This is a genomic window from Streptomyces gilvus (genome assembly GCF_022513565.1).
In the GTDB taxonomy this organism is placed as follows: domain Bacteria; phylum Actinomycetota; class Actinomycetes; order Streptomycetales; family Streptomycetaceae; genus Streptomyces; species Streptomyces gilvus.
On record NZ_JAKWBE010000012.1, the window covers coordinates 20,380 to 44,176 of the forward strand.

The following is a 23,797-nucleotide window of genomic DNA, read 5'->3' on the forward strand; positions in this document are numbered from 1 at the left end:
GGGAGTGTGGCCCGTGACGGACCAGGCGGTGGACACGGAAGGCGGCGCACGGCTGTCGGAAAGTCAGTTCCTGGGCCGTACAAGGGAGTTGAAGGAGCTGCGCGCCGACATCGAGCGCGCCGGCCTGGACACCCTGTCCGGGCGCAAACCCCCACGCGCGCGTGTCCTGCTCATCGCCGGAAAGCCCGGCTCCGGACGCACCGCGCTCGCCGAGGAACTCGTACGACAGGTCGCGGACCGTTACGACGACGGGGTGCTGCGCGCCCGGCTGAGCGAGCCCGACGGCACCCCCGTCCCCGTCGAGCGCGCCGCCCGTGAGCTGCTCGCCGCCCTGGGCCTGCCCGCCCCCGCCGGAGCCGCCGCCGACGACCTGGCCGAGGCCCTGCGTACCGCCCTCGCCGACCGGCGGGTCCTGCTGCTGCTCGACGACGCGGCCGACGCCGAACAGGTCGACGCCCTCCTCCCGGACGCCCCCGACTGCCTGGTCGTCGCCGTCTCCTGCGGCCCCCTTACCGGTATCTCCGACGTCCGCCCCTGCACCCTGGGCGGCCTCGACACCAAGTCCGGCCTGGAGCTGCTCACCCGCCACACCGGCTCGGTGCGCATCACCGTCGACCCCCGTGCCGCCGAGGGCCTGGTCGAGGAGTGCCAGGGGCAGCCCGCCGTGCTGAGGCTGGCCGGCGGCTGGCTCGCCGCCCGCCCCAAGGCGGCCGTCGCCGACCTGGCCAAACAGCTGCACAGCGAGGACGGCGAGGGCACCCCGCTCAGCCGGGTCCTCCGGCTCGTCCACGCCTCGCTGCCCCCGGCCTCCGCCCGGATACTGCGACTGCTCTCGCTGGCCCCGGCCGGCCTCGTCGACCCGCACACAGCCGCCGCGCTGGCCGGCTGCTCCGTCGACGGCGCGCGGGCCGCCCTGGACGACTTCGTCGCCCTCGGCCTGCTGCGCACCGTGGACTCGCCGCTGCCCCAGTACGAGGTGCCCGGCTGTCTGCACCCCCTGCTCACAAAGCTGGCCGCGACCCAGGACCGCCCCGGCGAGCTCCAGCTGGCCCGTGCCCGGATGCTGGAGCGGACGGTACGGCTGCTGCAGTCCTGCCGGGCCATCACCGAGACCGACGACCCCGAGGCCCGCGAGAAGCTCCAGGCCATGCCCCGCTCGCTGCGCTTCCCGAGCCCGCGGGCCGCGGAGGAGTGGCTGCGCATCCGGCGGCCCGCTGTGCTGGCCTCGGCTCGGGCCGCAGTGGCCGACGGGGAGCTGGACACCCTCGCCAGGCGTCTGCTGTCGCAGCTGGTCAGGGCGATGGTGGCGCACTTCGGGACCCAGGCCGCCGCGTCCGACCTGTACGGCGTCCACGCGCTCGTCCTCGACGTCGCCGAGCGCCGGAAGCTGCCCCGCGAGAAGGCCGCCGCGCTGCTGAACCTGGGCGACCTGGACGGCCAGACCGGCCGGACGGCGCAGGCTCTGGTTCGCTACCGGGCCGCGCTGGACGCCGGACGCGAGGCGAACGACCCGTACGCGACCGGGCGCGCGATGGAATCCGTAGGTGGCGCGCATCTGGAGCTCGGGGACTACGACCGGGCCGCCGACTGGTTCGGCCGGGCCCTGGCCCAGCGGCTGGCCCGGGACGAGCGCGCCGAGGCCGCCCGGCTGTACGGCCGTATCGCCGCCGCCCACACCTACGCGGGCCGCTACGGCGAGGCGCAGCGCAACTGGCGGGCCGCTGCCGCCGGATACCGCAAGGCGGGCGATGTGGCGGCCCACGCGCGGGCGTTGAGCGAGCTCGCGCGCGTCCAGGAGTACGCGGGGCGGCCCGAGGAGTCGCTGCGCACCTGCCACGAGGCGCTGGAGTGGGCGCGCCGGGCCGAGGACGAGCGGCTGCAGGCCGCGCTGCAGCTGCGGCTCGCCGACACGCTGGAGCACCTCGGGGATCCGGCGGCCGCCGGACTGCACCGGGGACAGGCCGAGCGGCTCCTCGGTGACGAGCCGGAACAGGCCGACGACACGAAACAAGCCGCTGATGCCTGCGAAATCCGTAGTGCATCCGCTGAAGATTGATGCAATGAAAGGCTAGACAGCGGGAACACCTTCATTAAACTGGCTCTGCCGCACCTTCTCCTGCGGTGTCTCCCGGTGTGTTCCGTCATGCCTGGGTACGTGTTGTATTGCCCCACATCCACTGAGCCAAGGACCGTGATCCACGTGAAGGTCGGCATCCCCCGCGAGGTCAAGAACAACGAGTTCCGGGTGGCCATCACCCCTGCCGGGGTGCACGAGCTCGTGCGCCACGGCCACCAGGTCGTCATCGAGCGGGGCGCCGGCCTCGGCTCGTCGATCCCGGACGAGGAGTACACCGCCGAGGGTGCCCGGATCCTGGACACCGCCGACGAGGTCTGGGCCGCCGCCGACCTGCTGCTGAAGGTCAAGGAGCCGATCGCCGAGGAGTACCACCGCCTCCGCAAGGACCAGACGCTCTTCACCTACCTGCACCTGGCCGCCTCCAAGGAGTGCACCGACGCGCTCATCGAGTCCGGCACCACGGCGATCGCCTACGAGACCGTCGAGCTGCCCAGCCGCGCTCTGCCGCTGCTCGCGCCCATGTCCGAGGTCGCGGGCCGGCTGGCCCCGCAGGTCGGCGCCTACCACCTGATGCGCTCGGTCGGCGGCCGCGGTGTGCTGCCCGGCGGCGTCCCCGGCACCCAGCCCGCGCGTGCCGTCGTCATCGGCGGCGGGGTCTCCGGCTGGAACGCCACCCAGATCGCCGTCGGCATGGGCTTCCACGTGACCCTGCTCGACCGCGACATCAACAAGCTCCGCGAGGCCGACAAGGTCTTCGGCACCAAGGTCCGGGCGATCATGTCCAACGCCTTCGAGCTGGAGAAGGCCGTCCTGGACGCCGACCTGGTCATCGGCGCGGTGCTCATCCCGGGCGCCAAGGCCCCGAAGCTGGTCACCAACGAGCTGGTCGCCCGGATGAAGCCCGGAAGTGTCCTTGTCGACATCGCGATCGACCAGGGCGGCTGCTTCGAGGACTCCCGTCCGACCACGCACGCCGAGCCGACCTTCACGGTCCACGACTCGGTCTTCTACTGCGTCGCCAACATGCCCGGCGCGGTGCCCAACACCTCCACCTACGCGCTCACCAACGCCACGCTGCCCTACATCGTCGAACTCGCCGACCACGGCTGGGTGGAGGCGCTGCGCCGCGACCCCGCGCTGGCCAAGGGGCTCAACACCCATGACGGCAAGGTCGTTTACCGCGAGGTCGCGGAGGCGCACGGACTGGAGCACGTGGAGCTGGAGGCGCTGCTCGGCTGAGCGCGATCGAGCCGAAAACGTAAGTCACCTTTTCGTAAAGGCGATACGTCAACAAGGCGCGTCAACCGTGCGCACCCGGCCGGACCTTGCCCCACAAGGTCCGGCCGGATGTGTGTATGGTCACTTTGCGACTCTCGGTCAACTCGCCTCGAACATAACCCTTCGACCGATTCGTACACCGGTGAAACCTGCCGTGCGACGGCCGTACGCCCTTGACAGCGGGATGTTTCATTGCCGACACATCGGGCCGGGTCCGGCGGATTGTGTTGCTGCGGACGCCCGACACGCCATAGAGTCGCCAACCGTCGGCATGGTGCCACGCTGACCTTGTCTAGAAGTTTCCTGGTCACCAAGGAGGTAAGACGACTTGTGAATGAGTCGACATTTGCTCCCGGGGGTGGTCAACCAGGAATGCCTACGCGGGGCCCGGGTCCCGCGGGGCTCGAGGCTGTCGGCTCCGTCGCTGTCCGAACCTTCGCAGCCCAACAGAGCCAGACCGTCCCCCGCATGGTTCTGTCAGCACCCCAGAGCATGGATGGCCATCACGTGAACGCCATGGCCGGCGAGGGAAGTGGCGCGCCCCACAACCACTTCGCCGACTACGACGAACTGCCCGAAGGGCACTTCTACGACCCCGACGCGGAGTACGAGCCGGATCCCGAGTACGCGGCCACGCTCGCGCCCGACGCTGCCCGCCAGCGCCGGGAGCGCATCGGCCCGACCGGGCGCCCGCTGCCGTACTTCCCGATCCCGGGCCCGCTGACCGACCACGGCCCCGCGAAGATCATCGCGATGTGCAACCAGAAGGGCGGCGTGGGCAAGACGACGTCGACCATCAACCTGGGTGCCGCGCTCGCGGAGTACGGCCGGCGCGTGCTGCTCGTGGACTTCGACCCGCAGGGCGCGCTGTCGGTGGGCCTCGGTGTCAACCCGATGGAGCTCGACCTCACCGTCTACAACCTGCTCATGGAGCGGGGCATGGCGGCCGACGAGGTGCTCCTGAAGACGGCGGTTCCGAACATGGACCTGCTGCCCAGCAACATCGACCTGTCGGCGGCGGAGGTCCAGCTGGTCTCCGAGGTCGCGCGCGAGTCCACGCTGCAGCGCGCCCTGAAGCCGCTCATGGCCGACTACGACTACATCGTGATCGACTGTCAGCCCTCGCTGGGTCTGCTCACCGTGAACGCGCTGACGGCCGCGCACAAGGTGATAGTGCCCCTCGAGTGCGAGTTCTTCGCGCTGCGCGGTGTCGCGCTGCTCACCGAGACCATCGAGAAGGTCCAGGAGCGGCTCAACCCGGAGCTGGAGCTCGACGGGATCCTCGCCACGATGTACGACTCGCGCACGGTCCACAGCCGCGAGGTGCTGGCCCGTGTGGTCGAGGCCTTCGACGACCACGTCTACCACACGGTCATCGGCCGCACGGTCCGCTTCCCGGAGACCACCGTCGCCGGTGAGCCGATCACCACCTACGCCTCCAACTCCGTCGGCGCCGCCGCCTACCGCCAGCTCGCCAGGGAGGTGCTCGCCCGGTGTCACGCCGAGTGAGTCTGCCGGGGGCCGACGAACTCTTCCGTACGACAGGGGGAATGGCGCTCCAGCCGTCCACTCCGCGGCGGGGGGCCAACGGCGAAGCCCGTGTGCCCGCGCCCGCCGGGGAGAGCGACCCGGCCGCGGCCGGGCCGGAGGACGCGCCGCAGTCGGTGCCCGCGCAGGGCGGCGACGGCGAGGGCGCGGAGCATGTGGCTGCGGAGCCGGAGCCGTCCGACGAGGGCGAGTCCCGGGACCGGCCCGCGCGAGGCCAGACGGCGCAGGAAGGTTCTGCCCCGGCCGGTGCGAACGCCCAGCCGCGCAAGCGCGGACGGGCCGCCAACCGGCGGCCCAGCGGGCGGGAACGGCACGACGAGAAGATCACCGTGTACGTCTCCGCCGAGGAGCTGATGGATCTGGAGCACGCGCGTCTCGTGCTCCGGGGCGAGCACGGGCTGGCCGTCGACCGGGGGCGCATCGTGCGCGAGGCGGTCGCCGTGGTCCTGGCCGACCTGGAGTCCCGCGGGGACGCGAGCATCCTCGTACGCCGACTGCGCGGGCGGTAGACGGTAGCCTGCGGGGGCCATGACCTCGAACGACGTTCCCAGCCCCGGCCCCGGCGCCGGCCGTCGTCGTGCGCTGGGACGGGGCGCGGGCGCTCCGCGGGTCGAGCCGACAGCCCCGACGCCGGAGGAGCGGGCAGCGGCGCCGGAGCCTGCGGCACCGGAAGCCGCGACCGCCCTGGGCGACGGAGTCACCCGGGAGCCATCCACGTCCGCGGCGACGGGGCCCGGGCCGGTCGAGCCGAAGGCGCGCGAGCGGGGTGCGGCCGAGGCCATCGATCCCGCGACTGCCGCATCCGGCGCGGCTGGGCCGGGGCCTGCTGGGCCCGGGGAGGCTGGACCGGAGGTCGTTGAGCCGGAAACGACCGGGCACCTCACGGGTGACGGAGCCGGGGAGCCCGAGCGGGCGGCCGGCGCCGCTGAAGTGCTCGCCGAGCCGGCGGACAAGCGGGCCGAGCCCGGGGCCGCCCCGCTGGTGGGGGAGCCGTTTGCCGAGTTGGGGGGCAAGTCGGTCGAGTCCGGAAACGCCCCGTGGGTGGCGGAGCCGTTTGCCGAGTTGGGGGGCAAGCGGGCTGAGCTCGGGGCCGCCTCGCCGGTGGGGGAGCCGCTTGCCGAGTTGGGGGGCAAGTCGGTCGAGTCCGGAAACGCCCCGTGGGTGGGGGAGCCGTTTGCCGAGTTGGAGGGCAAGTCGGCTGAGCTCGAGGCCGCCCCGTCGGTCGTGGAGCCGTTCGCCGAGTTGGGGGGCAAGTCGGCCGGGTGTGGAGACACCCGCCAGGAGGCAGAGCCTCTCGCCGAGGGTGCACCCTCCGATCTGTCCGCCGATCCGGACAAACCCCCCGACGGTGTCTTCAAAGTCCGGCTCTCCAACTTCGAGGGTCCCTTCGATCTCCTCCTGCAGCTGATCTCCAAGCACAAGCTGGACGTCACCGAGGTCGCGCTGTCCAAGGTGACCGACGAGTTCATGGCGCACATCCGCGCCATGGGGCCGGACTGGGACCTCGATCAGACGACCGAGTTCCTGGTCGTCGCGGCCACGTTGCTCGACCTCAAGGCCGCCCGGCTGCTGCCGTCCGCGGAGGTCGAGGACGAGGCCGATCTCGCCCTCCTCGAAGCCCGGGACCTGCTCTTCGCCCGGCTGCTGCAGTACCGCGCGTACAAACAGATCGCCGACATCTTCAGCCGGCGCCTGCAGGACGAGGCCCGCCGCTACCCCCGCACCGTCGGACTGGAGCCGCACCACGCCGAGCTGCTGCCCGAGGTCGTCATCAGCATCGGCCCGGAGGGGTTCGCCCGGCTCGCGGTCAAGGCGATGCAGCCGAAGCCCAAGCCGCAGGTGTACGTCGACCACATCCACGCCCCGTTGGTCAGCGTCCAGGAGCAGGCCCGGATCGTGGTCGACCGGCTCCGGGAGCTGGGCGAGGCCAGCTTCCGCTCCCTCGTAGAGGACACCGACGACACCCTCACCGTCGTCGCCCGGTTCCTGGCGCTTCTGGAGTTGTACCGGGAGAAGGCCGTGGCGCTGGACCAGGAGACCGCGCTCGGGGAGCTGATCGTGCGGTGGACCGGCGGCGAGGGGGAGACCCAGCCGATGGTGACCGACGAGTTCGACCGGCCGCCCGAGCCGCCCAAGGAGGACAAGCCGTGAGCGAGGAGACGACCGAGCTGCCGGCCGGCCTGCGCGCCGTCGCCGATCTCGACCTCAAGCCCGCCCTGGAGGCGGTCCTGATGGTCGTGGACGAGCCCGCCACCGAGGAGCACCTCGCGAAGATCCTGGAGCGGCCCAGGCGGCAGATCGGCGACGCGCTGCGGGCGCTGGCCGACGACTACACCGTGCAGGGCCGTGGCTTCGAGCTGCGCTTCGTCGCGGGCGGCTGGCGTTTCTACAGCCGCGCCGAGTACGCCCCGGCCGTGGAGCGCCTGGTCCTGGAGGGCCAGACCGCCCGGCTCACCCAGGCCGCGCTGGAGACGCTCGCGGTCGTCGCCTACCGCCAGCCGGTCAGCCGCAGCCGCGTCTCGGCCGTCCGCGGGGTCAACTGCGACGGGGTCATGCGCACGCTGCTGCAACGGGGTCTGGTCGAGGAGGCGGGCGCGGAACCCGAAACAGGTGCGATCCTGTACAGGACGACGAACTACTTCCTGGAGCGGATGGGCCTGCGCGGTCTGGACGAGCTCCCGGAGCTCGCGCCCTTCCTCCCGGAGGCGGAGGCGATCGAGGCCGAGACCCAGGAGGGCGTGCCGTCGTTCGATCCGGACGCTCCGGATTCCGAGGACGCAGACGACAAGACGGAACTTTGATGCGAAGCAGCAGCGGCAAAAACAGCAGCGGAAACAACGGCGGGAGCCGTGGTGGCAACAGCGGCGGCCGCGGCGGGAGCGGCGGTGGCCGCGGTAACCACCGCGGCGCCGGCAACTCCCGTGACGACAAGCAGGGGGGCGGCCGGCCGAAGAAGCCCCGCCCCGAGGAGCGCCGCTACGACGTGGGCCCCGGCGCCACCCAGGAGGGCCCCAAGTCCGGGCGCGGCGGCGCGGCCCGCGGCGGCGCCAAGGGCGGCCCCAGGCAGGGACAGCAGCGCGGCGGCCGGACGGCTCCCGCCCGCTCCCGTGAGTACGAGGCGCGGACCGAGGAGCGCAACCGGGACCGGTACGCGGGCAAGAAGGACGTCAAACTGCCCAAGACCTTCCCGGGCGCCGAGCAGGAGGGCGAGCGGCTGCAGAAGGTCCTCGCGCGCGCGGGCTACGGCTCCCGTCGCGCCTGCGAGGAGCTGATCGAGCAGGCCCGGGTCGAGGTCAACGGCGAGATCGTGCTGGAGCAGGGCAAGCGGGTCGACCCGGAGAAGGACGAGGTCAAGGTCGACGGCCTGACCGTCGCCACGCAGTCGTACCAGTTCTTCTCGCTCAACAAGCCCGCCGGTGTCGTCTCGACGATGGAGGACCCGGAGGGGCGCCAGTGCCTCGGGGACTACGTCACCAACCGCGAGACCCGGCTCTTCCACGTCGGCCGGCTCGACACCGAGACCGAGGGTGTCATCCTGCTCACCAACCACGGCGAGCTGGCGCACCGGCTGACCCACCCCAAGTACGGCGTGAAGAAGACCTACCTCGCCGCCATCGTCGGCCCCATCCCGCGCGACCTGGGCAAGAAGCTCAAGGACGGCATCCAGCTGGAGGACGGCTACGCGCGCGCGGACCACTTCCGGGTCGTCGAGCAGACCGGCAAGAACTACCTGGTCGAGGTGACCCTGCACGAGGGCCGCAAGCACATCGTGCGCCGCATGCTCGCGGAGGCCGGCTTCCCGGTGGAGAAGCTGGTGCGCACCTCCTTCGGCCCGATCACCCTGGGCGACCAGAAGTCGGGCTGGCTGCGGCGGCTGTCCAACACCGAGGTCGGCATGCTGATGAAGGAAGTCGACCTCTGAGCCTCGGGTACCGATGCCTTTTCGCCCTCTCGCCGGTCTGTACTGCGTGACCGGCGAGAGGAGTGTGCAGGGATGCCTGCTACGACGACGGACCGCGAGGAGTTCGTCCGGCTGACGGACCCGTACCGGCGGGAGCTGCTCGCGCACTGCTACCGGATGCTGGGCTCGGTCGACGAGGCCGAGGACCTGGTGCAGGAGACGTATCTGCGGGCCTGGCGGTCCTACGACGGTTACGAGGGCCGGGCGAGCCTGCGGACCTGGCTGCACCGGATCGCCACCAACACGTGTCTGACGGCCCTGGAGAGCCGTGCGAGGCGTCCGCTGCCCTCCGGGCTCGGCGGGCCGTCACAGGCGCCCGAGGAGCCGCTGAGGGGCGCCGCGACGGACGTGCCGTGGCTGCAGCCGCTGCCGGACGCCCTCGTCGACCCGGCGACCGTGGTGGCCGCCCGGGGCAGCCTGCGGCTCGCCCTGGTCGCCGCGCTGCAGCAGCTGCCCGCCCGGCAGCGGGCGGTGCTCATCCTGCGGGACGTGCTGGCCTGGCGGGCGCCGGAGGTGGCCGCCAGGCCAGCACCGGCGGGCGCCGGAGGTGGCCGCGCTGCTCGGGACGTCGACCGCGGCCGTCAAGAGCACACTGCAACGCGCGCGTGCCCGGCTCGACGAGGTGGCCCCCGAGGAGGACCTCGTCGTCGAACCCGGGGGCGCGGCCGACCGGGAGGTGCTCGACCGCTACATGGCCGCCTTCGAGCACGCCGACCTGGACGCGCTGGTCGACCTCCTGCAGGACGGCGTGGAGCTGGAGATGCCGCCCAACCTGGAGTGGTTCCGCGGCCGGAAGGACGTGCTGCGCTTCCTGCACGCGCGCGTCCACGAGGAGGGCGGACTGCGGATGCTGCCCACGCGCGCGAACGGGCAGCCGGCCCTCGTCATGTACGCGCGCGGGGTGGACGGCGTGCTGCGGGCGCACTCGGTGCAGGTCCTCACCGTGGTGGACGGGACGGTGGCCCGGGTCACCGCCTTCCTCGACGTGGAACAGGTCGTCCGCTTCGGGTTCCCGCGGGTGCTGTCGTGAACGCCGGTGAGCTGCTGGAACGTTCGCTCGCCTACGCGCTGGGGTGCGTCGCCGGGGTGGGGGCCGGGCGGCTGGAGCGGGGAACTCCGTGCGCGGAGTGGGACCTGGGGGAGCTGCTCGGGCATCTCGACGACTCGCTCGACGCCCTGCACGAGGGGCTGACGGGCGGGCGCGTCGGGCTGACGCCGGGGACCGCCGACCCGGCCTGCGCGTTCCGTACGCGCGCGTGCGCGGTGCTCGGCGCCTGGGCCGCCGGGCCCGGGGAGCGGGTGCTGGTCGGCGAACTGCCGCTGGACGTGCGGGTGATGGCCGCCGTGGGGGCCGTGGAGATCGCCGTGCACGGCTGGGACGTGGCGCAGGCCAGCGGGCGCCGGCGGCCCATACCGGCCGCGCTCGCCGCCGAACTGCTGCCCGTCGCGCGGTGCGTGGTCGCGGCGGAGGACCGGGGTGTGCGGTTCGGCACGCCGGTCGCCGTGCCGCTGGGCGCGGGGCCCGACGGACGGCTGCTGGCCTTCCTGGGGCGGCGCGATTCCTTTGCGGGGTGAGGGTGGTCTGCCTTCCGTGAGCGACCTCATGAGCTCACGGAAGGAACCCCTGTCATGACCGACACACTGAGTGTCTCCACAACCGGAGCGACCGGAGCGACCGGAGCGACCCGAGCGGCCGGGCGACCCGTCGAGGCGGGCCCGTCCCGCCGCGGCTGGACCGTCCTGCTGGCCGGGCTCGGCGCGTTGCTGTGCTCCCTGGACGTCGTGGTCGTCGCCACCGCGCTGCCCGCGCTGCGGGCCGGTTTCGGGGCGAGCCTGTCGGACCTGGAGTGGACGATCAACGCCTACAACCTGGTCTTCGCCTGCCTCACCCTGACCGGCGCCGCGCTCGGCGACCGCTTCGGACGCCGGCGGATGTACGTCGTCGGGCTCGCCGTCTTCACCCTCGCCTCCGCCACCGCCGCCCTGTCGAACGGCCCCGGACAGCTCATCGGCGCCCGGATCGTGCAGGGCGCCGGGGCGGCCGTCCTGCTTCCGCTCACCCTGACCCTGATCAGCGAGGCGTTCCCGGCCGAGAAGCGGGGGGTCGCCATCGGGGTGTGGGGCGGGGTGACCGGGCTCGGGGTGGCCGCCGGGCCGGTGCTGGGCGGGGCCGTCACCGAGGGGCTGTCCTGGCAGTGGATCTTCTGGCTGAACGTGCCGATCGGCCTGGTGATGCTGCCCTTCGCCGCCACCAAACTCCGGGAGAGCTACGGCACCCGGCCCCAACTCGACCTGGTGGGGCTGGTGCTGGCGGCCGTCGGGCTGACCGGGCTGGCCTGGGCGCCGGTCCGGGCGCCGCAAGCCGGGTGGGGGAGCGCCGAGGTGCTGTCCGCGCTCGCCGCGGGTGTCGCGTTCGGCACGGCCTTCCTCGTGTGGGAGCGCAAGGGAGCCCGTTACCCGATGCTTCCGCTCGCGCACTTCCGCAACCGCGGCTTCGCCACCGCCAACGCGGCCGGCTTCCTGGTCTTCGGTTCGCTCCTGGGCGCCCTGTTCATGATCACGCAGCTCTTCCAGACCGGACTCGGCTACTCCCCGCTCCAGGCGGGCGTGCGCATCCTCGTCTGGAACGCCATGCCGCTGCTCATCGCCCCGGTCGCGGGCGCCCTCGCGGACCGCTTCGGCACCCGGCCCTTCCTGCTGATCGGCCTGCTGCTCCAGGCAGTCGGCCTCGCCCTGCTGGCCTGGCAGGTCGAACCGGGCGTCCACTACGGACAGTTGGTCCTGCCGCTGATCATCGCCGGCATCGGCATCTCCATGGTCTTCCCGAGCGTCGCCAACGCCGTGACGTCCTCCGTCCCGCTCGGCGAGGCCGGTGTCGCGGCCGGCGTCAACAACGCCCTGCGGGAACTGGGCGGAGTCTTCGGCGTCGCCGTCGCCGCCCTGGTCTTCACCCGGTACGGCGGCTACGGCTCCCCGGCGTCCTTCCTGGACGGCTGCGCGCCGGCCCTGTGGGTGTCGGCGGGCGCCGCGGGAGCGGGCGCGCTGGTGGCGGCGTTCGCGCCGTCACGTACGCGCGCGTGAGCCCAGTCCGTGCCGTCGAGCAGCGCACGCATGCGCTCGGCGGCACCGACCGCGGCCGCGCCGCAGCAGTTGTTGAACAGCACGTGCAGCCGGCCGGCCCGGTCGGCGAGCCCGCGCAACCGGGGCAGCCACTCGGCGAGTTCGGCCTCCTCGTAGTCGTAGCGGAAGCGGTCCTCCTTGCTCCCCGAGCCCCAGGCGGGGCTGCGGCCGTGGAAGCGGACGACGGACAGGTCCGGTGAAGTGACCGGTGTGACGGGCGGGATGGACGAGGGAAGCCTCTGTGCCGTGTCGACGGCCACGGCGGCCATGCCGTACCGGGCCAGCAGGGCGCGTGTCGCGTCCGCCCACTCCTCGCTCCACCAGCCGGGATGCCGGAACTCCACCGAGAGGGGCCATCCCGCCGTCCGTTCGGCGCACTCCCCGAGGAACCGCCCGGCCCGCCGTCCGGGCCGGAACCACGGCGGGAACTGGAACAGCACACCGCCGAGCCGCCCGGCCGCCCGCAGCGGCTCGACGCCCTCGGCGAACCGCGCCCACACCGCGTCGAGCACCTTCGCGTCCAGGGGGTCGGCGGGCAGCCCGTCGGGCATCACGGACCCGCGGGTCGGGTGGCCGGTGAGCAGCGAGAACGCCTTGACGTCGAAGACGAAGCCCTCGGGCGTGCGGTCCGCCCACAGCTGGGAGTTGCGGGCGCTGGGCAGGGCGTAGTACGCCGAGTCGACCTCGACCACCGGGAACCGGGACGCGTAGTACCGCAACCGCCCCTCGGCGTCCCGGCTTCCCGCCGGAAACCAGCCGCTGCCGACCAGCGCGCGGTCCGTCCACGAACACGTGCCCACCAGGATCTCGCCCATGCGGGGCCGGTTACCCGCGCGGGGGTTGTGGAAGCACGCCGATGCTGTTTATAGTCGTAGTGACTATTAAAGAAGGACGATCAAAGACGCTCGCCGAGAGGGTGGTGAACGTGGCGTTCGACAAGGCGAGTTACGACAAGTACGCCTACGAGCCTTTCGCCGTCACCGTCGACCTCGCCGTCCTCACCATCCGGGACGGCGTGCTCCAGGTGCTGCTGGTCGAGCGCGGGCAGGAGCCGTACGCCGGGCACTGGGCGCTGCCCGGCGGCTTCGTCGAGCCGGACGAGTCGGCGGAGACGGCCGCCGGGCGTGAACTCGCCGAGGAGACAGGCCTGTCGGACGTCACCGGACTCCATCTGGAGCAGCTGCGCACCTACAGCGAGCCCGACCGGGACCCCCGGATGCGGGTCGTGTCCGTCGCCTTCACCGCACTGCTGCCCGACGCGCCCGAACCGCACGCCGGGAGCGACGCGGCCAGGGCGAGCTGGCTGCCGTACCACGCGGACCGGCCGCTCGCCTTCGACCACGACCGGATCCTGGCCGACGCCCACGAACGCGTCGGCGCCCAGCTCGAGTACAGCTGCCTCGCCACCGCCTTCTGCCCGCCCGAGTTCACCCTCGGCGAGCTGCGGCAGGTCTACGAGACGGTCTGGGGCACGCCCCTCGACCGGCCCAACTTCCGCCGCAAGGTGCTCGCCACACCCGGGTTCGTCGAACCGGTGCCGGGCGGCGCCCGACTGACCGGGGGGCGCGGCAAACCCGCCGCCCTCTACCGCGCGGGTGAGGCCACCGCCCTGCACCCGCCCCTCCTCCGACCGTCCCGGGAAGGACGCCCCGTATGACCGCAACCATCGTCGACAAGCGCGCCGCCACCGGGGCGTTGATCGGGCTCGCCCTCGGGGACGCGCTCGGCTTCCCGACCGAGTTCAACGACGTTCCGACGATCATCGCCAAGCACGGTCCCTGGCGGCAACTGCCGCTGTCCCGGCATGCCTTCGTCTCCGACGACACGCAGATGACGCTGGCCGTCGCGCACGGCATGCGCACGGCGATGGACCGCGGGGTGCTCGCGCCCAAGCGGCTGGAGCGGCCGCTGCGCGAGGAGTTCGTGAACTGGTACCAGTCGCCGGACAACAACCGGGCTCCCGGAAACACCTGTCTGCGGGCGTGCGATCTCCTCAAGGACGAGAACCGGCCCTGGCAGGACGCCAGCCAGATCGGCTCCAAGGGGTGCGGCGCCAACATGCGCGTGGCGCCCGTCGGGCTCGCGCCGGGGCTGAGCGACGAACAGCGCGCCGGGGCGGCACAGTTGCAGGCGGCGCTCACCCACGGCCACCCCACGGCGCTCGCCGCGTCCGACCTGACGGCGAGGGCGGTACGGCTGCTCGCCCAGGGCACCGAACCGGCGGCCCTGGTCGGGCTGCTGCGGACGTACGCCCGTGACAACCGCAGCCGCTACCACCACACCTGGCTGGGCGACCTGTGGACCCGGGCCGACGACTCCACGCCCGAGGAGTTCGTCGCCCGCGGCTGGGACGAGTGTCTGGCGGTGCTCGACCGTCTCGACGAGGCCGTGCGCACCGCCGACCCCGAGGCCGACCCTTGTGTGGCCACCGGCGCGGGCTGGATCGCCGAAGAGGCCCTGGCGACCGGCCTGTTGTGCTTCCTCCACTTCCCCGACGAACCGGTCACCGCCATCCGCCGCGCCGCCTGCACCTCCGGCGACTCGGACTCCATCGCCTGCCTGACCGGCGCGTTCGCGGGCGCGTACCGGGGCGCGGACGCCTGGCCGACCGACTGGGCGGACCGCGTCGAGTACCGGGGCGACCTGATGACACTCGGCGCCCTCTGGGACGCTTGAGCCGTGACCGACGCCCTGGACCTCGACCTGACCCCGGTGATCGCCGAACAGCCCGACCCCGTGCTGTTCGCGACCGTCTCCGGCGCACACCTCTACGGCTTCCCGTCCCGCGACTCGGACGTGGACCTGCGGGGCGTGCACCTGTTGCCGGCCGCCGATCTCGTCGGGCTCCGTGAGCCGGAGGAGACCCGGTCGCGGATGTGGGACCGGGACGGCGTCGAGATGGACCTCGTCACCCACGACGTACGCAAGTTCGTCCGGCTGATGCTGCGCCGCAACGGCTATGTGCTGGAACAGCTGCTCTCACCGCTGGTCGTCCACACCACGGACGCGCACCGGGAACTGTCCGGGCTCGCACCCGGTGTGCTCACCTCGCATCACGCCCACCACTACCGCGGATTCGCCACCACCCAGTGGCGGCTCTTCGAGAAGACCGGTGAGCTGAAGCCGCTGCTCTACACCTTCAGGGTGCTGCTCACCGGCATACATCTGATGCGCGCGGGTGAAGTGCAGGCCCATCTGCCCACCCTGCTCGGCGAGGTGTCCGAGGCGCCCGCCTACCTGCCGGCTCTCGTCGCGGCGAAGGCGGAGCGGGAGCACGGGGGCGCCGAGGTCGACCACGCGCGCGTGGAGGCCGACGTCGAGCGGCTGCACGGGGTGCTCGACGTGGCGCAGGAGGAGTCAGCGCTGGCCGACGTCCCGCGTGCCTACGACGCCTTGCACGACTTCGTCGTACGGGTCCGGCTGGAGGGCTGACGCGCGGCGGACGCGCAGGAGGAAGTCCTCCACACGGCGGTGGTCGGGGGTTTCGGGGAGGGGGGTGCGCCGGGACGCCTCGTCCGCCTGCGTCGCCAGGCGGTTCATCCAGGACTCGACCTCCGGCCAGGGGAGTTCGCCGCGTTTCACGGCGAGCAGGGGCTCGCGCTGGTCGCCCACGTCGATGGTGAGGGCGCCCGTGCGGAGCAGGTCGCGGGAGCTGATCAGCAGGCGCAGCAGGTGCATCGCGTGCTTCCAGCGCGGGGCGCCGTGGACACGGACGTCCGCCTCCAGTTTCCTGCGCTGGCCGAGCGCGTAGCGGGTGAAGGTCTCGTGGGCCCGGCGGGAGAGGAACGCCTCGCGCAGGGAGAGGAGTTCGCGGCCCGTCTCGTCCACGTGCTCCACGAGGGGCGAGTGCAGGCACTCCAGGATGTTCGGGTTCGCGCGCAGGGCGAGTTCGCAGAAGCGTTCCAGTTCCCAGCTGAACTGTTCGTCCGCCGGGCCCTCGACATGCGTCGGCGGCTTCTCGAAACGCCAGAACAGGGGCGTGGGGGCGAGGTACACGCCTCGGCGGTCGGTGTCGCTGCCCTCCGTCGCCAGACCGAACGCGCGCGACCCCATGACGCAGGAGTAGATCGTGTGGTCGCGCACCAGGGCCTCGGGCTGCATGTCCGCGAGCGTACGCGGCGCCTCACGCCAGGTGGATCGAATTTCCCTCCACCTTGATCTGCTCCGGCGGCAACGGCTTCGGCGCCGGTCCGCCCGCCACCGTACCGTCGGCGATGCGGTACCTGCTGCCGTGGCACGGGCAGTCGATGGTGCCGTCGGCGACCGTGCTCACCGTGCAGCCCTGGTGGGTGCAGATCGCCGAGAAGGCCTTGAACTCGCCCTTCGCCGGCTGGGTGACGACGACCTTCTCGTCCTTGAAGATCTTGCCCCCGCCGACCGGGATCTCGGAGGTCTTCGCGAGCGCCTGCCCGGCCGAGGCCTTCACGGACGAGGAGCCCGAACCGCCCCCGCCGTCGCCGTACTTGCTGCAGCCCGCGGCCAGCGGCACCGCGCCTGTCGCGAGGAGAACCGTGCGCCGCGTCGAACGGTGGGTCATGTCGTCACTCCGAACGTACGGAAGAACCAGAGGGCGGACGTCAGCCAGATGAGGGTGAGAACACTGAAGACCAGCCCGCCGACGAACGGCAGCAGCCAGCCCGGCAGCCGCTCCGAGCGGAGCAGCAGCATCTTGGCGCTGAAGGCGCCGAAGAAGAAGCACCCCAGGACGGAGTGCCACATGACGCGCGTGCTGTACGTCTGGTAGCCCAGCGCGTACAGGCAGTGCACGGCCACCGGGACCGCCACCAGGAACGCGATCCGCCCCGACCAGCGGTGCAGCGCGGGCGCCCAGCTCGGACCCCGGAGCCTGCCGTACACCATGAACGCGGACACCAGCTGGACGAGTGCGAAGAGGAAGGCGGTCGTCGCGAGCCACGACTTCACCGCCCCCGTGCTGCTGAACCCGGCGAGGTTGAAGGCGGTGCCGGCCGGGTGGTGGGCCTTCCCGTAGACGCCGAGGCCGACGGCCACCGCGGCGGCGACCAGGGCCGGGACCAGATAGCGGGCCGGGCTCGGCGCCCGGTGGGCCGGCCCCGGAGGCGGAAAACCCTGCGTGGCGGCGTTCGGATCGACGGTCATGGTCGGCTCCCCGGGCAGAAGGATCAAGGAGTTACGGGACGTGCCGTGAGCTGCTCCCCGTCGACCGTCACCGCGCCCGTGGCCGGGTCGATGGCGGGCGCGGCCGTGCGCTTGCCGTCACGGGTGAGGAGACCGACCTGGCGGCCGTCGGGCAGGACGATCCAGCCGCCGACGATCCGGGCGCCGCGCACCTGGCTGTTGGCCCGGTACAGCCCGGAGGGCTTGTTGGCCTTGGCCAGGGTGAAGGTGTAGTGGCCGCCACCGAGGTCGGCGGTGCCGCTCAGCCGCGCGCCTCCCTTCAGGGTGCCGTTCAGCCGCGCGCCGTTCTCGCCGGTCAGCGCCATGCTGCCGTCGTCGCGCACATCGCCCTTCAGCCACGACTCGATGTTGTGGCCGTCGCAGAAGTACGCGATCGCCTTGCCGCCGCGCAGCGAGACGGCGACGGCGGAGGAGTCGTCGTCGGTGCGCCCGGTGTAGACGCCGGTGGCCGCCGCCGTGCGCGTCGGGGTCGGACTGGAACTCGGCGGCGCGCTGGTCCTCGTGGGGGCGGGAGACGCGGCCGGCGACTCCTCCTTGTACGTGGACGAGGCGTTCTTCGTGCCCGTCGTCGAGTTGAGCGTGAGCATGAACAGGCCGAACAGCAGTCCCGCGAGCAAGGTCAGCAGCGGTCCAGGACGCTTCATGAAGGCCTCCCCCGAGGCGAGTTTCCTGTCATGAGAGCGGACCGGCGGCCACGGCGTAAAGAGGCGCACGGGGTGTTCCGCCCCCAAGTATCGGAATAGAGACATTCGGGTGACATCGCCGGAGATCGTCGGGCCGTCTCAGCGGGCGGGCGCCGACGGCCGCCGCCGCGCGGGCTGACTAGGCTGGACGGTCACAGAGCCGATGCATGAGCGAGGAGCAGCGCCGTGGCGGTACGAGCGGTCCGGGGAGCCGTCCAACTGGAACGGGACGAGGCCGGACACATGGACGAGCAGGTCGGAGCCCTGCTCACCGCCGTCCTGGAGCGGAACGGCCTGACCATCGACGACCTGATCAGCGTCTGGTTCACGGCCACCCCCGACCTGCACAGCGACTTCCCGGCGGCCGCCGCCCGCAAGCTCGGCATCGTCGACGTCCCCCTGATCTGCGCGCAGGAGCTCGACATCGAGGGCGCCATGCCCCGGGTCGTGCGGATCCTCGCGCACATCGAGACCGACCGGCCCCGCGCCGAGATCAACCACGTCTACCTCGGCGCTGCGGCCGCCCTGCGCAAGGACATCGCCCAGTGAGAACCGCACTCGTCATCGGCACCGGCCTCATCGGTACGTCCGCGGCCCTCGCCCTGTCCCAGCGGGGCGTCGTCGTCCACCTCACCGACCACGACCCGGAGCAGGCCCGCACCGCGGCCGCGCTGGGCGCCGGCACGGACGAGATTCCCGAGGGACCCGTCGACCTCGCGATCGTCGCCGCCCCGCCGGCCCATGTCGCCGCCGTGCTCGCCGACGCCATGCGCCGGGGCGTCGCCCGTGGCTACATCGACGTGGCCAGCGTCAAGGGCGGTCCGCGCCGCGAGCTGGAGGCGCTGGGCCTGGACCTGGCGTCGTACATCGGCACGCACCCCATGTCCGGCCGGGAGAAGTCCGGCCCGCTGGCCGCCACCGGCGACCTCTTCGAGGGCCGCCCCTGGGTGCTGACGCCGACCCGGGACACCGACACCGAGGTGCTGAACCTCGCGCTGGAGCTGGTCTCGCACTGCCGTGCCGTGCCGGTGGTGATGGACGCCGACGCCCACGACCGCGCCGTCGCGCTCGTCTCTCACATGCCCCACCTGGTCTCCAGCATGGTCGCCGCGCGTCTGGAGAACGCCGAGGAGGCGGCCGTACGGCTGTGCGGGCAGGGCATCCGGGACGTGACCCGGATCGCCGCCTCCGACCCCCGGATGTGGATCGACATCCTCTCCGCCAACCCCGGGCCGGTCGCCGACCTGCTCTCGGACGTCGCCGCCGATCTGGAGGAGACCGTCGAGGCGCTGCGCTCCCTGCAGTCCTCGGACGACGCCAAGCGGCGCGAGGGCACGGCCGGCATCGAGGACGTGCTGCGCCGCGGCAACGCGGGGCAGGTCCGCGTCCCCGGCAAGCACGGCTCCGCTCCGCGGGTGTACGAGGCCGTCACCGTCCTGATCAGCGACGAACCCGGCCAGCTGGCCCGTATCTTCGCCGACGCCGGCCGGGCCGGGGTCAACATCGAGGACGTGCGCATCGAGCACGCGACCGGGCAGCAGGCGGGTCTGATCCAGCTGATGGTGGAGCCGCAGGCGGCGCCGGTGCTCAGTGCCGCGCTGCGGGAGCGGGGCTGGTCCATCCGGCAGTGATCCTCCCGATCATCCGCCTGTAAGAGGGGACCCGGGAAGCCAGTAACCTTGTGCGGGGCGCGCTCGCGCCCGTACACCACCCACCGCACCGCACCAGGAAGGTGTCCCCTCGTGGAAAACGGCGCCGCCAAGCCCGTGATCGTCGCCATCGACGGTCCCTCCGGCACGGGCAAGTCGAGCACGTCGAAGGCCGTCGCCGCGCAGCTCGGCCTGAGCTACCTGGACACCGGCGCCCAGTACCGGGCGATCACCTGGTGGATGGTGACCAACGGGATCGACCTCGAGGACCCCTCCGCGATCGCCGCCGTGGCCGGCAAGCCCGAGATCGTCTCCGGTACGGACCCGGCGAACCCGACGATCAGCGTCGACGGCACCGACGTGGCCGGGCCGATCCGCACCCATGAGGTCACCGCCCAGGTCAGCGCGGTCAGCGCGGTGCCCGAGGTGCGCGCCCGGATCACCGAGCTGCAGCGTTCGCTGGCCGCCTCCGCGGAGAGCGGCATCGTCGTCGAGGGCCGGGACATCGGTACGACGGTGCTGCCCGACGCCGATCTGAAGATCTTCCTCACCGCCTCCGCGGAGGCCCGCGCGGCCCGCCGCAGCGGTGAGCTGAAGGGCGCCGACGTCAACGCGACCCGCGAGGCCCTGATCAAGCGGGACGCGGCCGACTCCTCCCGCAAGACCTCGCCGCTCGCCAAGGCGGACGACGCGGTCGAGGTGGACACCACCGAACTCACCCTCGCGCAGGTCATAGAGTGCGTCGTCACCCTCGTCGAGGAGAAGCGGGCCGGGAAGTGACTGCTGCTCCCGTTGCCTCCGAGCGGGGCGCCGAGGTCGGGCGGCGCATCGGCGTCGGCCTGATGTACGGGCTGTGGAAGCCGCGGGTGCTCGGCGCCTGGAGGGTGCCCGCGAGCGGCCCGGTGATCCTCGCGGTGAACCACTCCCACAACATCGACGGCCCGATGGTCATGGGGGTGGCGCCCCGGCCGACGCACTTCCTGATCAAGAAGGAGGCGTTCGTCGGCCCGCTCGACCCGTTCCTGACGGCCATCGGCCAGCTGAAGGTGGACCGCTCGGTCGCCGACCGCGGGGCCATAACGCGCGCGCTCGACGTCCTTGCGGCCGGGGGAGTCCTGGGCATCTTCCCGGAGGGCACCCGCGGAGAGGGCGACTTCGCCTCCCTGCGCGCCGGGCTCGCCTACTTCGCCGTCCGCAGCGGCGCCCCGATCGTCCCGGTCGCCGTCCTGGGAAGTTCCGACCGGCCCGGACGGTTGATAAAGGGGCTGCCTCCGCTGCGCAGCCGCGTCGACGTCGTCTTCGGCGACCCCTTCGAGGCGGGCGACGGCACCGGACGACGCACCCGAGCGGCCCTGGACGCGGCCACCGAACGCATCCAGAAACAGCTCGGCACCCACCTGGAAAACGCCAGGCGCCTGACCGGGCGTTAGGCAACACTGAGTAGTGGATCACACCGGATGACACCGGGGGGTCCACCGATCACCACGATGAACGAGGTACGGACTTCATGAACGACGACATCCACTCCGAGGGCTCTTTCGAAGAGCATGACCACGGAGAGCTTGGCGATGCCGAGTACGCGGAGTTCATGGAGCTCGCCGCGGAAGAGGGCTTCGACCTCGAGGACGTCGAGGGGGCCATCGAGGCCGCGGGGCACGGGCCGCTGCCGGTGCTGGCGGTGGTCGGGCGGCCGAACGTCGGCAAGTCGACCCTCGTCAACCGCATCATCGGCCGCCGTGAGGCGGTCGTCGAGGACAAGCCCGGTGTCACCCGCGACCGGGTGACCTACGAGGCCGAGTGGGCGGGCCGCCGCTTCAAGGTCGTCGACACCGGCGGCTGGGAGCAGGACGTCCTCGGCATCGACGCCTCCGTGGCCGCCCAGGCCGAGTACGCGATCGAGGCCGCCGACGCGGTGGTGTTCGTCGTCGACGCCAAGGTCGGCGCGACCGACACCGACGAGGCGGTCGTACGACTGCTGCGCAAGGCCGGCAAGCCCGTCGTGCTGGCGGCCAACAAGGTCGACGGCCCCAGCGGCGAGGCGGACGCCGCCTACCTGTGGTCCCTCGGCCTCGGCGAGCCGCACCCGGTCTCCGCGCTGCACGGCCGCGGCACCGGCGACATGCTCGACGCCGTCCTGGAGGCGCTCCCGGACGCGCCCGCGCAGACCTTCGGCGGCACCGGCATCGGCGGCCCCCGCCGGATCGCCCTCATCGGCCGCCCGAACGTCGGCAAGTCCTCCCTGCTGAACAAGGTCGCGGGCGAGGAGCGCGTCGTCGTCAACGAAATCGCGGGCACCACCCGCGACCCGGTCGACGAGCTGATCGAACTCGGCGGAGTCACCTGGAAGTTCGTCGACACGGCCGGTATCCGCAAGCGCGTCCACCTCCAGCAGGGCGCCGACTACTACGCCTCGCTGCGCACCGCGGCCGCCGTCGAGAAGGCCGAGGTGGCGGTCATCCTGATCGACGCGTCCGAGTCCATCTCGGTGCAGGACCAGCGGATCGTCACCATGGCCGTCGAGGCGGGCCGTGCCATGGTCATCGCCTACAACAAGTGGGACACCCTCGACGAGGAGCGCCGCTACTACCTGGAGCGGGAGATCGAGACCGAGTTCGGCCAGGTGGCGTGGGCGCCCCGGGTCAACGTCTCGGCGCGCACCGGGCGGCACATGGAGAAGCTGGTCCCGGCGATCGAGACCGCTCTCGCCGGCTGGGAGACCCGTATCCCCACCGGCCGCCTGAACGCCTTCCTCGGCGAGCTGGTCGCCGCCCACCCGCATCCGATCCGGGGCGGCAAGCAGCCGCGCATCCTCTTCGGCACCCAGGCCGGCACCAAGCCGCCGCGGTTCGTCTTCTTCGCCTCCGGCTTCATCGAGGCGGGCTACCGGCGCTTCATCGAGCGCCGGCTGCGGGAGGAGTTCGGCTTCGAGGGGACGCCGATCCATATCTCGGTGCGGGTGCGCGAGAAGCGTGGGAAGAAGAAGTAGGCGCGAACAACACGCCAACGACAAGGAGGGCGGCCCCCGTCGGGACCGCCCTCCTTCTCGTGTCCGCTCAGCCGCCTCCGCGCGAACCCGGCGGCAGGGCCGCCGGTACGTGCCGCATCGCCGAGGCCTGGGGCCCGATGTGCCCGACCCGCTGCCACTGCGACTGCTGACGCGCGACGGACGCCCCCGCGCTGTAGGCGCCGTAGGAGCTGCTGAACGACCCCGGGCGGTGCCCGCCGTACGACCCCGTGCTGTACGAGATGTCCCCGAAGGCGATGAAGCCCAGATCCTCCTCGCCGCTGCGGTCCCCCGGCAGCGCGCGGAAGGACTTGACGTACTCGGCGTAGAGCGCGTCGTAGATCGGCGTGGCCGATGGGCCGCCCAGAAGGTCCGGAGCCGACCTCGACGAAGGGATCGACTGGAACGACTGGCGGCGCGGAACGTCGTATGCGTGCACGTATGTCCAAACGACCTGGCCTCGCTTGGGATGCGGGTTCACACGACGGGGCCCTCAGGTGCCGGCGAGGGGCATGGCCGCGGCGACCAGCTTGCCGTTGGCGGCGGCCTTGTCGAGCGCGTCCCGCAGCAGGTCCTCACGCGGCTGGCGGCCGATCGAGCCGACCGGCGCGGCGAACATCAGGACCTGCCGGCGCTTGTTCGCGGCGGCCCGCCAGCCCTCCGTCACCTGCAGCGGCTGGTGCGCCTGCCACCAGGCCACCGGCTGACCGCCGGACGCGTTCGGCTGCAGCACCGCGTGCAGCTGGCCGACCGCGAGCAGCACCGACCAGCCGTGCAGCACCGGCGGCACCTCGTTGATCGCCGTCAGCGGCATGAACCCCTGCTCGATGAGCAGCGGCAGGAAGTCGTCGCCGAGACCCGTGGCGCCCGGCCGTACGATGGGTCCCGTCGGCTCGACGACCAGCGCCGGGTGCAACTCCCCGGCGATCAGCACGAGTCCGCTGGTCACCCCGAGCACGGCCTGCTCCGGTACGACCTTGTCCGGGTCCAGGTCCACCGTGTCGCCGGAGATGGACCGCACGGCCCCCCTCAGCTGCTCCTCGGTCACCTGAACGACCTGCGAGGGCAGGCAGGTGGCGTGGGCGAAGGCGAGGACGGCGGTCTCGTCGCCGATGAACAGGACGGTGCTGGTGCGCTCCTGTTCGGAGTCGCCCGGGGTGCGGCAGGACGTGCAGTCGTAGCTGCCGGGGGCGTTCTGTCCGGCGAGCAGCCGGTCGGCTTCTTCGTCGCCGATCTCGGCGCGTACCTCGTCGCTGACGTCGAGCATGCGCGGCACGGTGGCTCCCCTCGGGAAGTGTGAACCGGGCGGGTCCCGGACTC

At 72.2% G+C, this 23,797-nt stretch carries 25 protein-coding genes and 1 pseudogene; 19 read left to right on the forward strand and 7 right to left on the reverse strand.

The features are described 5' to 3' along the window. Positions 1-13: 13 nt before the first annotated feature. The 11 genes and pseudogenes from MKW14_RS19670 to MKW14_RS19715 all read left to right on the forward strand — a co-directional run bounded on the left by MKW14_RS19670 (position 14) and on the right by MKW14_RS19715 (position 11,945). Complete coding sequence (locus tag MKW14_RS19670; RefSeq protein WP_240864003.1) at positions 14-2,056, forward strand: tetratricopeptide repeat protein; 2,043 nt, start codon at positions 14-16, stop codon at positions 2,054-2,056. Positions 2,057-2,200: 144 nt separating this feature from the next. After that, positions 2,201-3,316, forward strand: a complete 1,116-nt coding sequence (gene ald, locus MKW14_RS19675) for an alanine dehydrogenase (protein ID WP_240864006.1) — start codon at positions 2,201-2,203, stop codon at positions 3,314-3,316. 411 nt (positions 3,317-3,727) lie between these two features. Next, positions 3,728-4,864, forward strand: a complete 1,137-nt coding sequence (locus MKW14_RS19680; protein ID WP_240864008.1) for a ParA family protein — start codon at positions 3,728-3,730, stop codon at positions 4,862-4,864. Next, positions 4,849-5,412, forward strand: coding sequence for a hypothetical protein (locus MKW14_RS19685; RefSeq protein WP_240864010.1), 564 nt, complete (start codon positions 4,849-4,851; stop codon positions 5,410-5,412). Before MKW14_RS19680 ends, MKW14_RS19685 begins: the two co-directional genes overlap by 16 nt. Before the next feature lie 592 nt (positions 5,413-6,004). Further along, the gene (locus MKW14_RS19690; protein ID WP_441349311.1) at positions 6,005-7,054 is read left to right on the forward strand and encodes a segregation and condensation protein A; all 1,050 of its coding nucleotides are present in this window, start codon (positions 6,005-6,007) and stop codon (positions 7,052-7,054) included. Continuing rightward, entirely contained in the window at positions 7,051-7,704 is a 654-nt protein-coding gene (gene scpB / locus MKW14_RS19695; RefSeq protein ID WP_240864012.1) for an SMC-Scp complex subunit ScpB, read from the forward strand. Before MKW14_RS19690 ends, scpB begins: the two co-directional genes overlap by 4 nt. Next, positions 7,704-8,825, forward strand: coding sequence for a pseudouridine synthase (locus MKW14_RS19700; RefSeq protein WP_240864014.1), 1,122 nt, complete (start codon positions 7,704-7,706; stop codon positions 8,823-8,825). The genes scpB and MKW14_RS19700 overlap by 1 nt, the downstream gene beginning before the upstream one ends. Before the next feature lie 72 nt (positions 8,826-8,897). Next, positions 8,898-9,326: pseudogene (locus MKW14_RS41560) on the forward strand (sigma-70 family RNA polymerase sigma factor); the annotation flags it as partial. A gap of 85 nt (positions 9,327-9,411) precedes the next feature. Then, complete coding sequence (locus MKW14_RS41565; RefSeq protein ID WP_374116577.1) at positions 9,412-9,894, forward strand: nuclear transport factor 2 family protein; 483 nt, start codon at positions 9,412-9,414, stop codon at positions 9,892-9,894. Beyond that, on the forward strand, positions 9,891-10,439 hold the full coding sequence (locus tag MKW14_RS19710; protein ID WP_240864016.1) for a TIGR03086 family metal-binding protein: 549 nt from the start codon (positions 9,891-9,893) through the stop codon (positions 10,437-10,439). The genes MKW14_RS41565 and MKW14_RS19710 overlap by 4 nt, the downstream gene beginning before the upstream one ends. 54 nt (positions 10,440-10,493) lie before the next feature. Beyond that, the gene (locus MKW14_RS19715) at positions 10,494-11,945 is read left to right on the forward strand and encodes an MFS transporter (RefSeq protein WP_240864026.1); all 1,452 of its coding nucleotides are present in this window, start codon (positions 10,494-10,496) and stop codon (positions 11,943-11,945) included. Here the strand turns inward: MKW14_RS19715 and MKW14_RS19720 are convergent. Further along, positions 11,828-12,799, reverse strand: a complete 972-nt coding sequence (locus MKW14_RS19720) for a DUF72 domain-containing protein (protein WP_240864029.1) — start codon at positions 12,797-12,799, stop codon at positions 11,828-11,830. The two genes, MKW14_RS19715 and MKW14_RS19720, sit on opposite strands and share 118 nt — an antisense overlap. A gap of 110 nt (positions 12,800-12,909) precedes the next feature. Between MKW14_RS19720 and MKW14_RS19725 the strand changes: the two genes are divergently transcribed. Genes MKW14_RS19725 through MKW14_RS19735 form a run of 3 tightly spaced genes read left to right on the forward strand, consistent with a single transcriptional unit; the run spans position 12,910 to position 15,416 of the window. Further along, the gene (locus tag MKW14_RS19725) at positions 12,910-13,641 is read left to right on the forward strand and encodes an NUDIX hydrolase (RefSeq protein ID WP_240864379.1); all 732 of its coding nucleotides are present in this window, start codon (positions 12,910-12,912) and stop codon (positions 13,639-13,641) included. After that, positions 13,638-14,660, forward strand: coding sequence for an ADP-ribosylglycohydrolase family protein (locus tag MKW14_RS19730; protein WP_240864031.1), 1,023 nt, complete (start codon positions 13,638-13,640; stop codon positions 14,658-14,660). Before MKW14_RS19725 ends, MKW14_RS19730 begins: the two co-directional genes overlap by 4 nt. A 3-nt stretch (positions 14,661-14,663) precedes the next feature. Next, on the forward strand, positions 14,664-15,416 hold the full coding sequence (locus MKW14_RS19735; protein ID WP_240864033.1) for a nucleotidyltransferase domain-containing protein: 753 nt from the start codon (positions 14,664-14,666) through the stop codon (positions 15,414-15,416). Here MKW14_RS19735 and MKW14_RS19740 read toward each other — a convergent pair. Genes MKW14_RS19740 through MKW14_RS19755 form a run of 4 tightly spaced genes read right to left on the reverse strand, consistent with a single transcriptional unit; the run spans position 15,342 to position 17,785 of the window. Continuing rightward, positions 15,342-16,085 carry a nucleotidyltransferase domain-containing protein gene (locus MKW14_RS19740; protein WP_240864035.1) on the reverse strand — a complete coding sequence of 248 codons (744 nt, stop codon included), beginning with the start codon at positions 16,083-16,085 and terminating at the stop codon, positions 15,342-15,344. The two genes, MKW14_RS19735 and MKW14_RS19740, sit on opposite strands and share 75 nt — an antisense overlap. 22 nt (positions 16,086-16,107) lie before the next feature. Then, a complete protein-coding gene (locus MKW14_RS19745) occupies positions 16,108-16,521 on the reverse strand; it encodes a Rieske (2Fe-2S) protein (protein ID WP_240864037.1) in 414 nt (137 codons plus the stop codon). Then, the gene (locus tag MKW14_RS19750) at positions 16,518-17,102 is read right to left on the reverse strand and encodes a DUF6529 family protein (protein ID WP_240864039.1); all 585 of its coding nucleotides are present in this window, start codon (positions 17,100-17,102) and stop codon (positions 16,518-16,520) included. Before MKW14_RS19750 ends, MKW14_RS19745 begins: the two co-directional genes overlap by 4 nt. A 23-nt stretch (positions 17,103-17,125) precedes the next feature. After that, a complete protein-coding gene (locus MKW14_RS19755; RefSeq protein WP_240864041.1) occupies positions 17,126-17,785 on the reverse strand; it encodes a hypothetical protein in 660 nt (219 codons plus the stop codon). Positions 17,786-18,010: 225 nt separating this feature from the next. Here MKW14_RS19755 and aroH point away from each other — a divergent pair, with 225 nt between their 5' ends. The 5 genes from aroH (at position 18,011) to der (ending at position 22,459) form a co-directional block, all read left to right on the forward strand. After that, positions 18,011-18,373: a chorismate mutase gene (gene aroH / locus MKW14_RS19760; RefSeq protein ID WP_240864043.1), complete on the forward strand. Its 363-nt coding sequence runs from the start codon at positions 18,011-18,013 to the stop codon at positions 18,371-18,373. After that, positions 18,370-19,455, forward strand: coding sequence for a prephenate dehydrogenase (locus MKW14_RS19765; RefSeq protein WP_240864045.1), 1,086 nt, complete (start codon positions 18,370-18,372; stop codon positions 19,453-19,455). The genes aroH and MKW14_RS19765 overlap by 4 nt, the downstream gene beginning before the upstream one ends. Before the next feature lie 111 nt (positions 19,456-19,566). After that, positions 19,567-20,253: a (d)CMP kinase gene (gene cmk, locus MKW14_RS19770; RefSeq protein ID WP_240864047.1), complete on the forward strand. Its 687-nt coding sequence runs from the start codon at positions 19,567-19,569 to the stop codon at positions 20,251-20,253. Further along, on the forward strand, positions 20,250-20,903 hold the full coding sequence (locus MKW14_RS19775; RefSeq protein ID WP_240864049.1) for a lysophospholipid acyltransferase family protein: 654 nt from the start codon (positions 20,250-20,252) through the stop codon (positions 20,901-20,903). The genes cmk and MKW14_RS19775 overlap by 4 nt, the downstream gene beginning before the upstream one ends. A gap of 77 nt (positions 20,904-20,980) precedes the next feature. Further along, complete coding sequence (gene der / locus MKW14_RS19780; RefSeq protein WP_208782878.1) at positions 20,981-22,459, forward strand: ribosome biogenesis GTPase Der; 1,479 nt, start codon at positions 20,981-20,983, stop codon at positions 22,457-22,459. Positions 22,460-22,526: 67 nt separating this feature from the next. Here der and MKW14_RS19785 read toward each other — a convergent pair whose 3' ends face one another. Together MKW14_RS19785 and MKW14_RS19790 are read right to left on the reverse strand one after the other, a co-directional pair. Then, positions 22,527-22,916, reverse strand: coding sequence for a hypothetical protein (locus MKW14_RS19785; RefSeq protein WP_240864050.1), 390 nt, complete (start codon positions 22,914-22,916; stop codon positions 22,527-22,529). Between the two features lie 54 nt (positions 22,917-22,970). Then, the gene (locus MKW14_RS19790) at positions 22,971-23,753 is read right to left on the reverse strand and encodes a DUF8842 C-terminal domain-containing protein (protein WP_240864051.1); all 783 of its coding nucleotides are present in this window, start codon (positions 23,751-23,753) and stop codon (positions 22,971-22,973) included. Between the last annotated feature and the right edge of the window lie 44 nt (positions 23,754-23,797).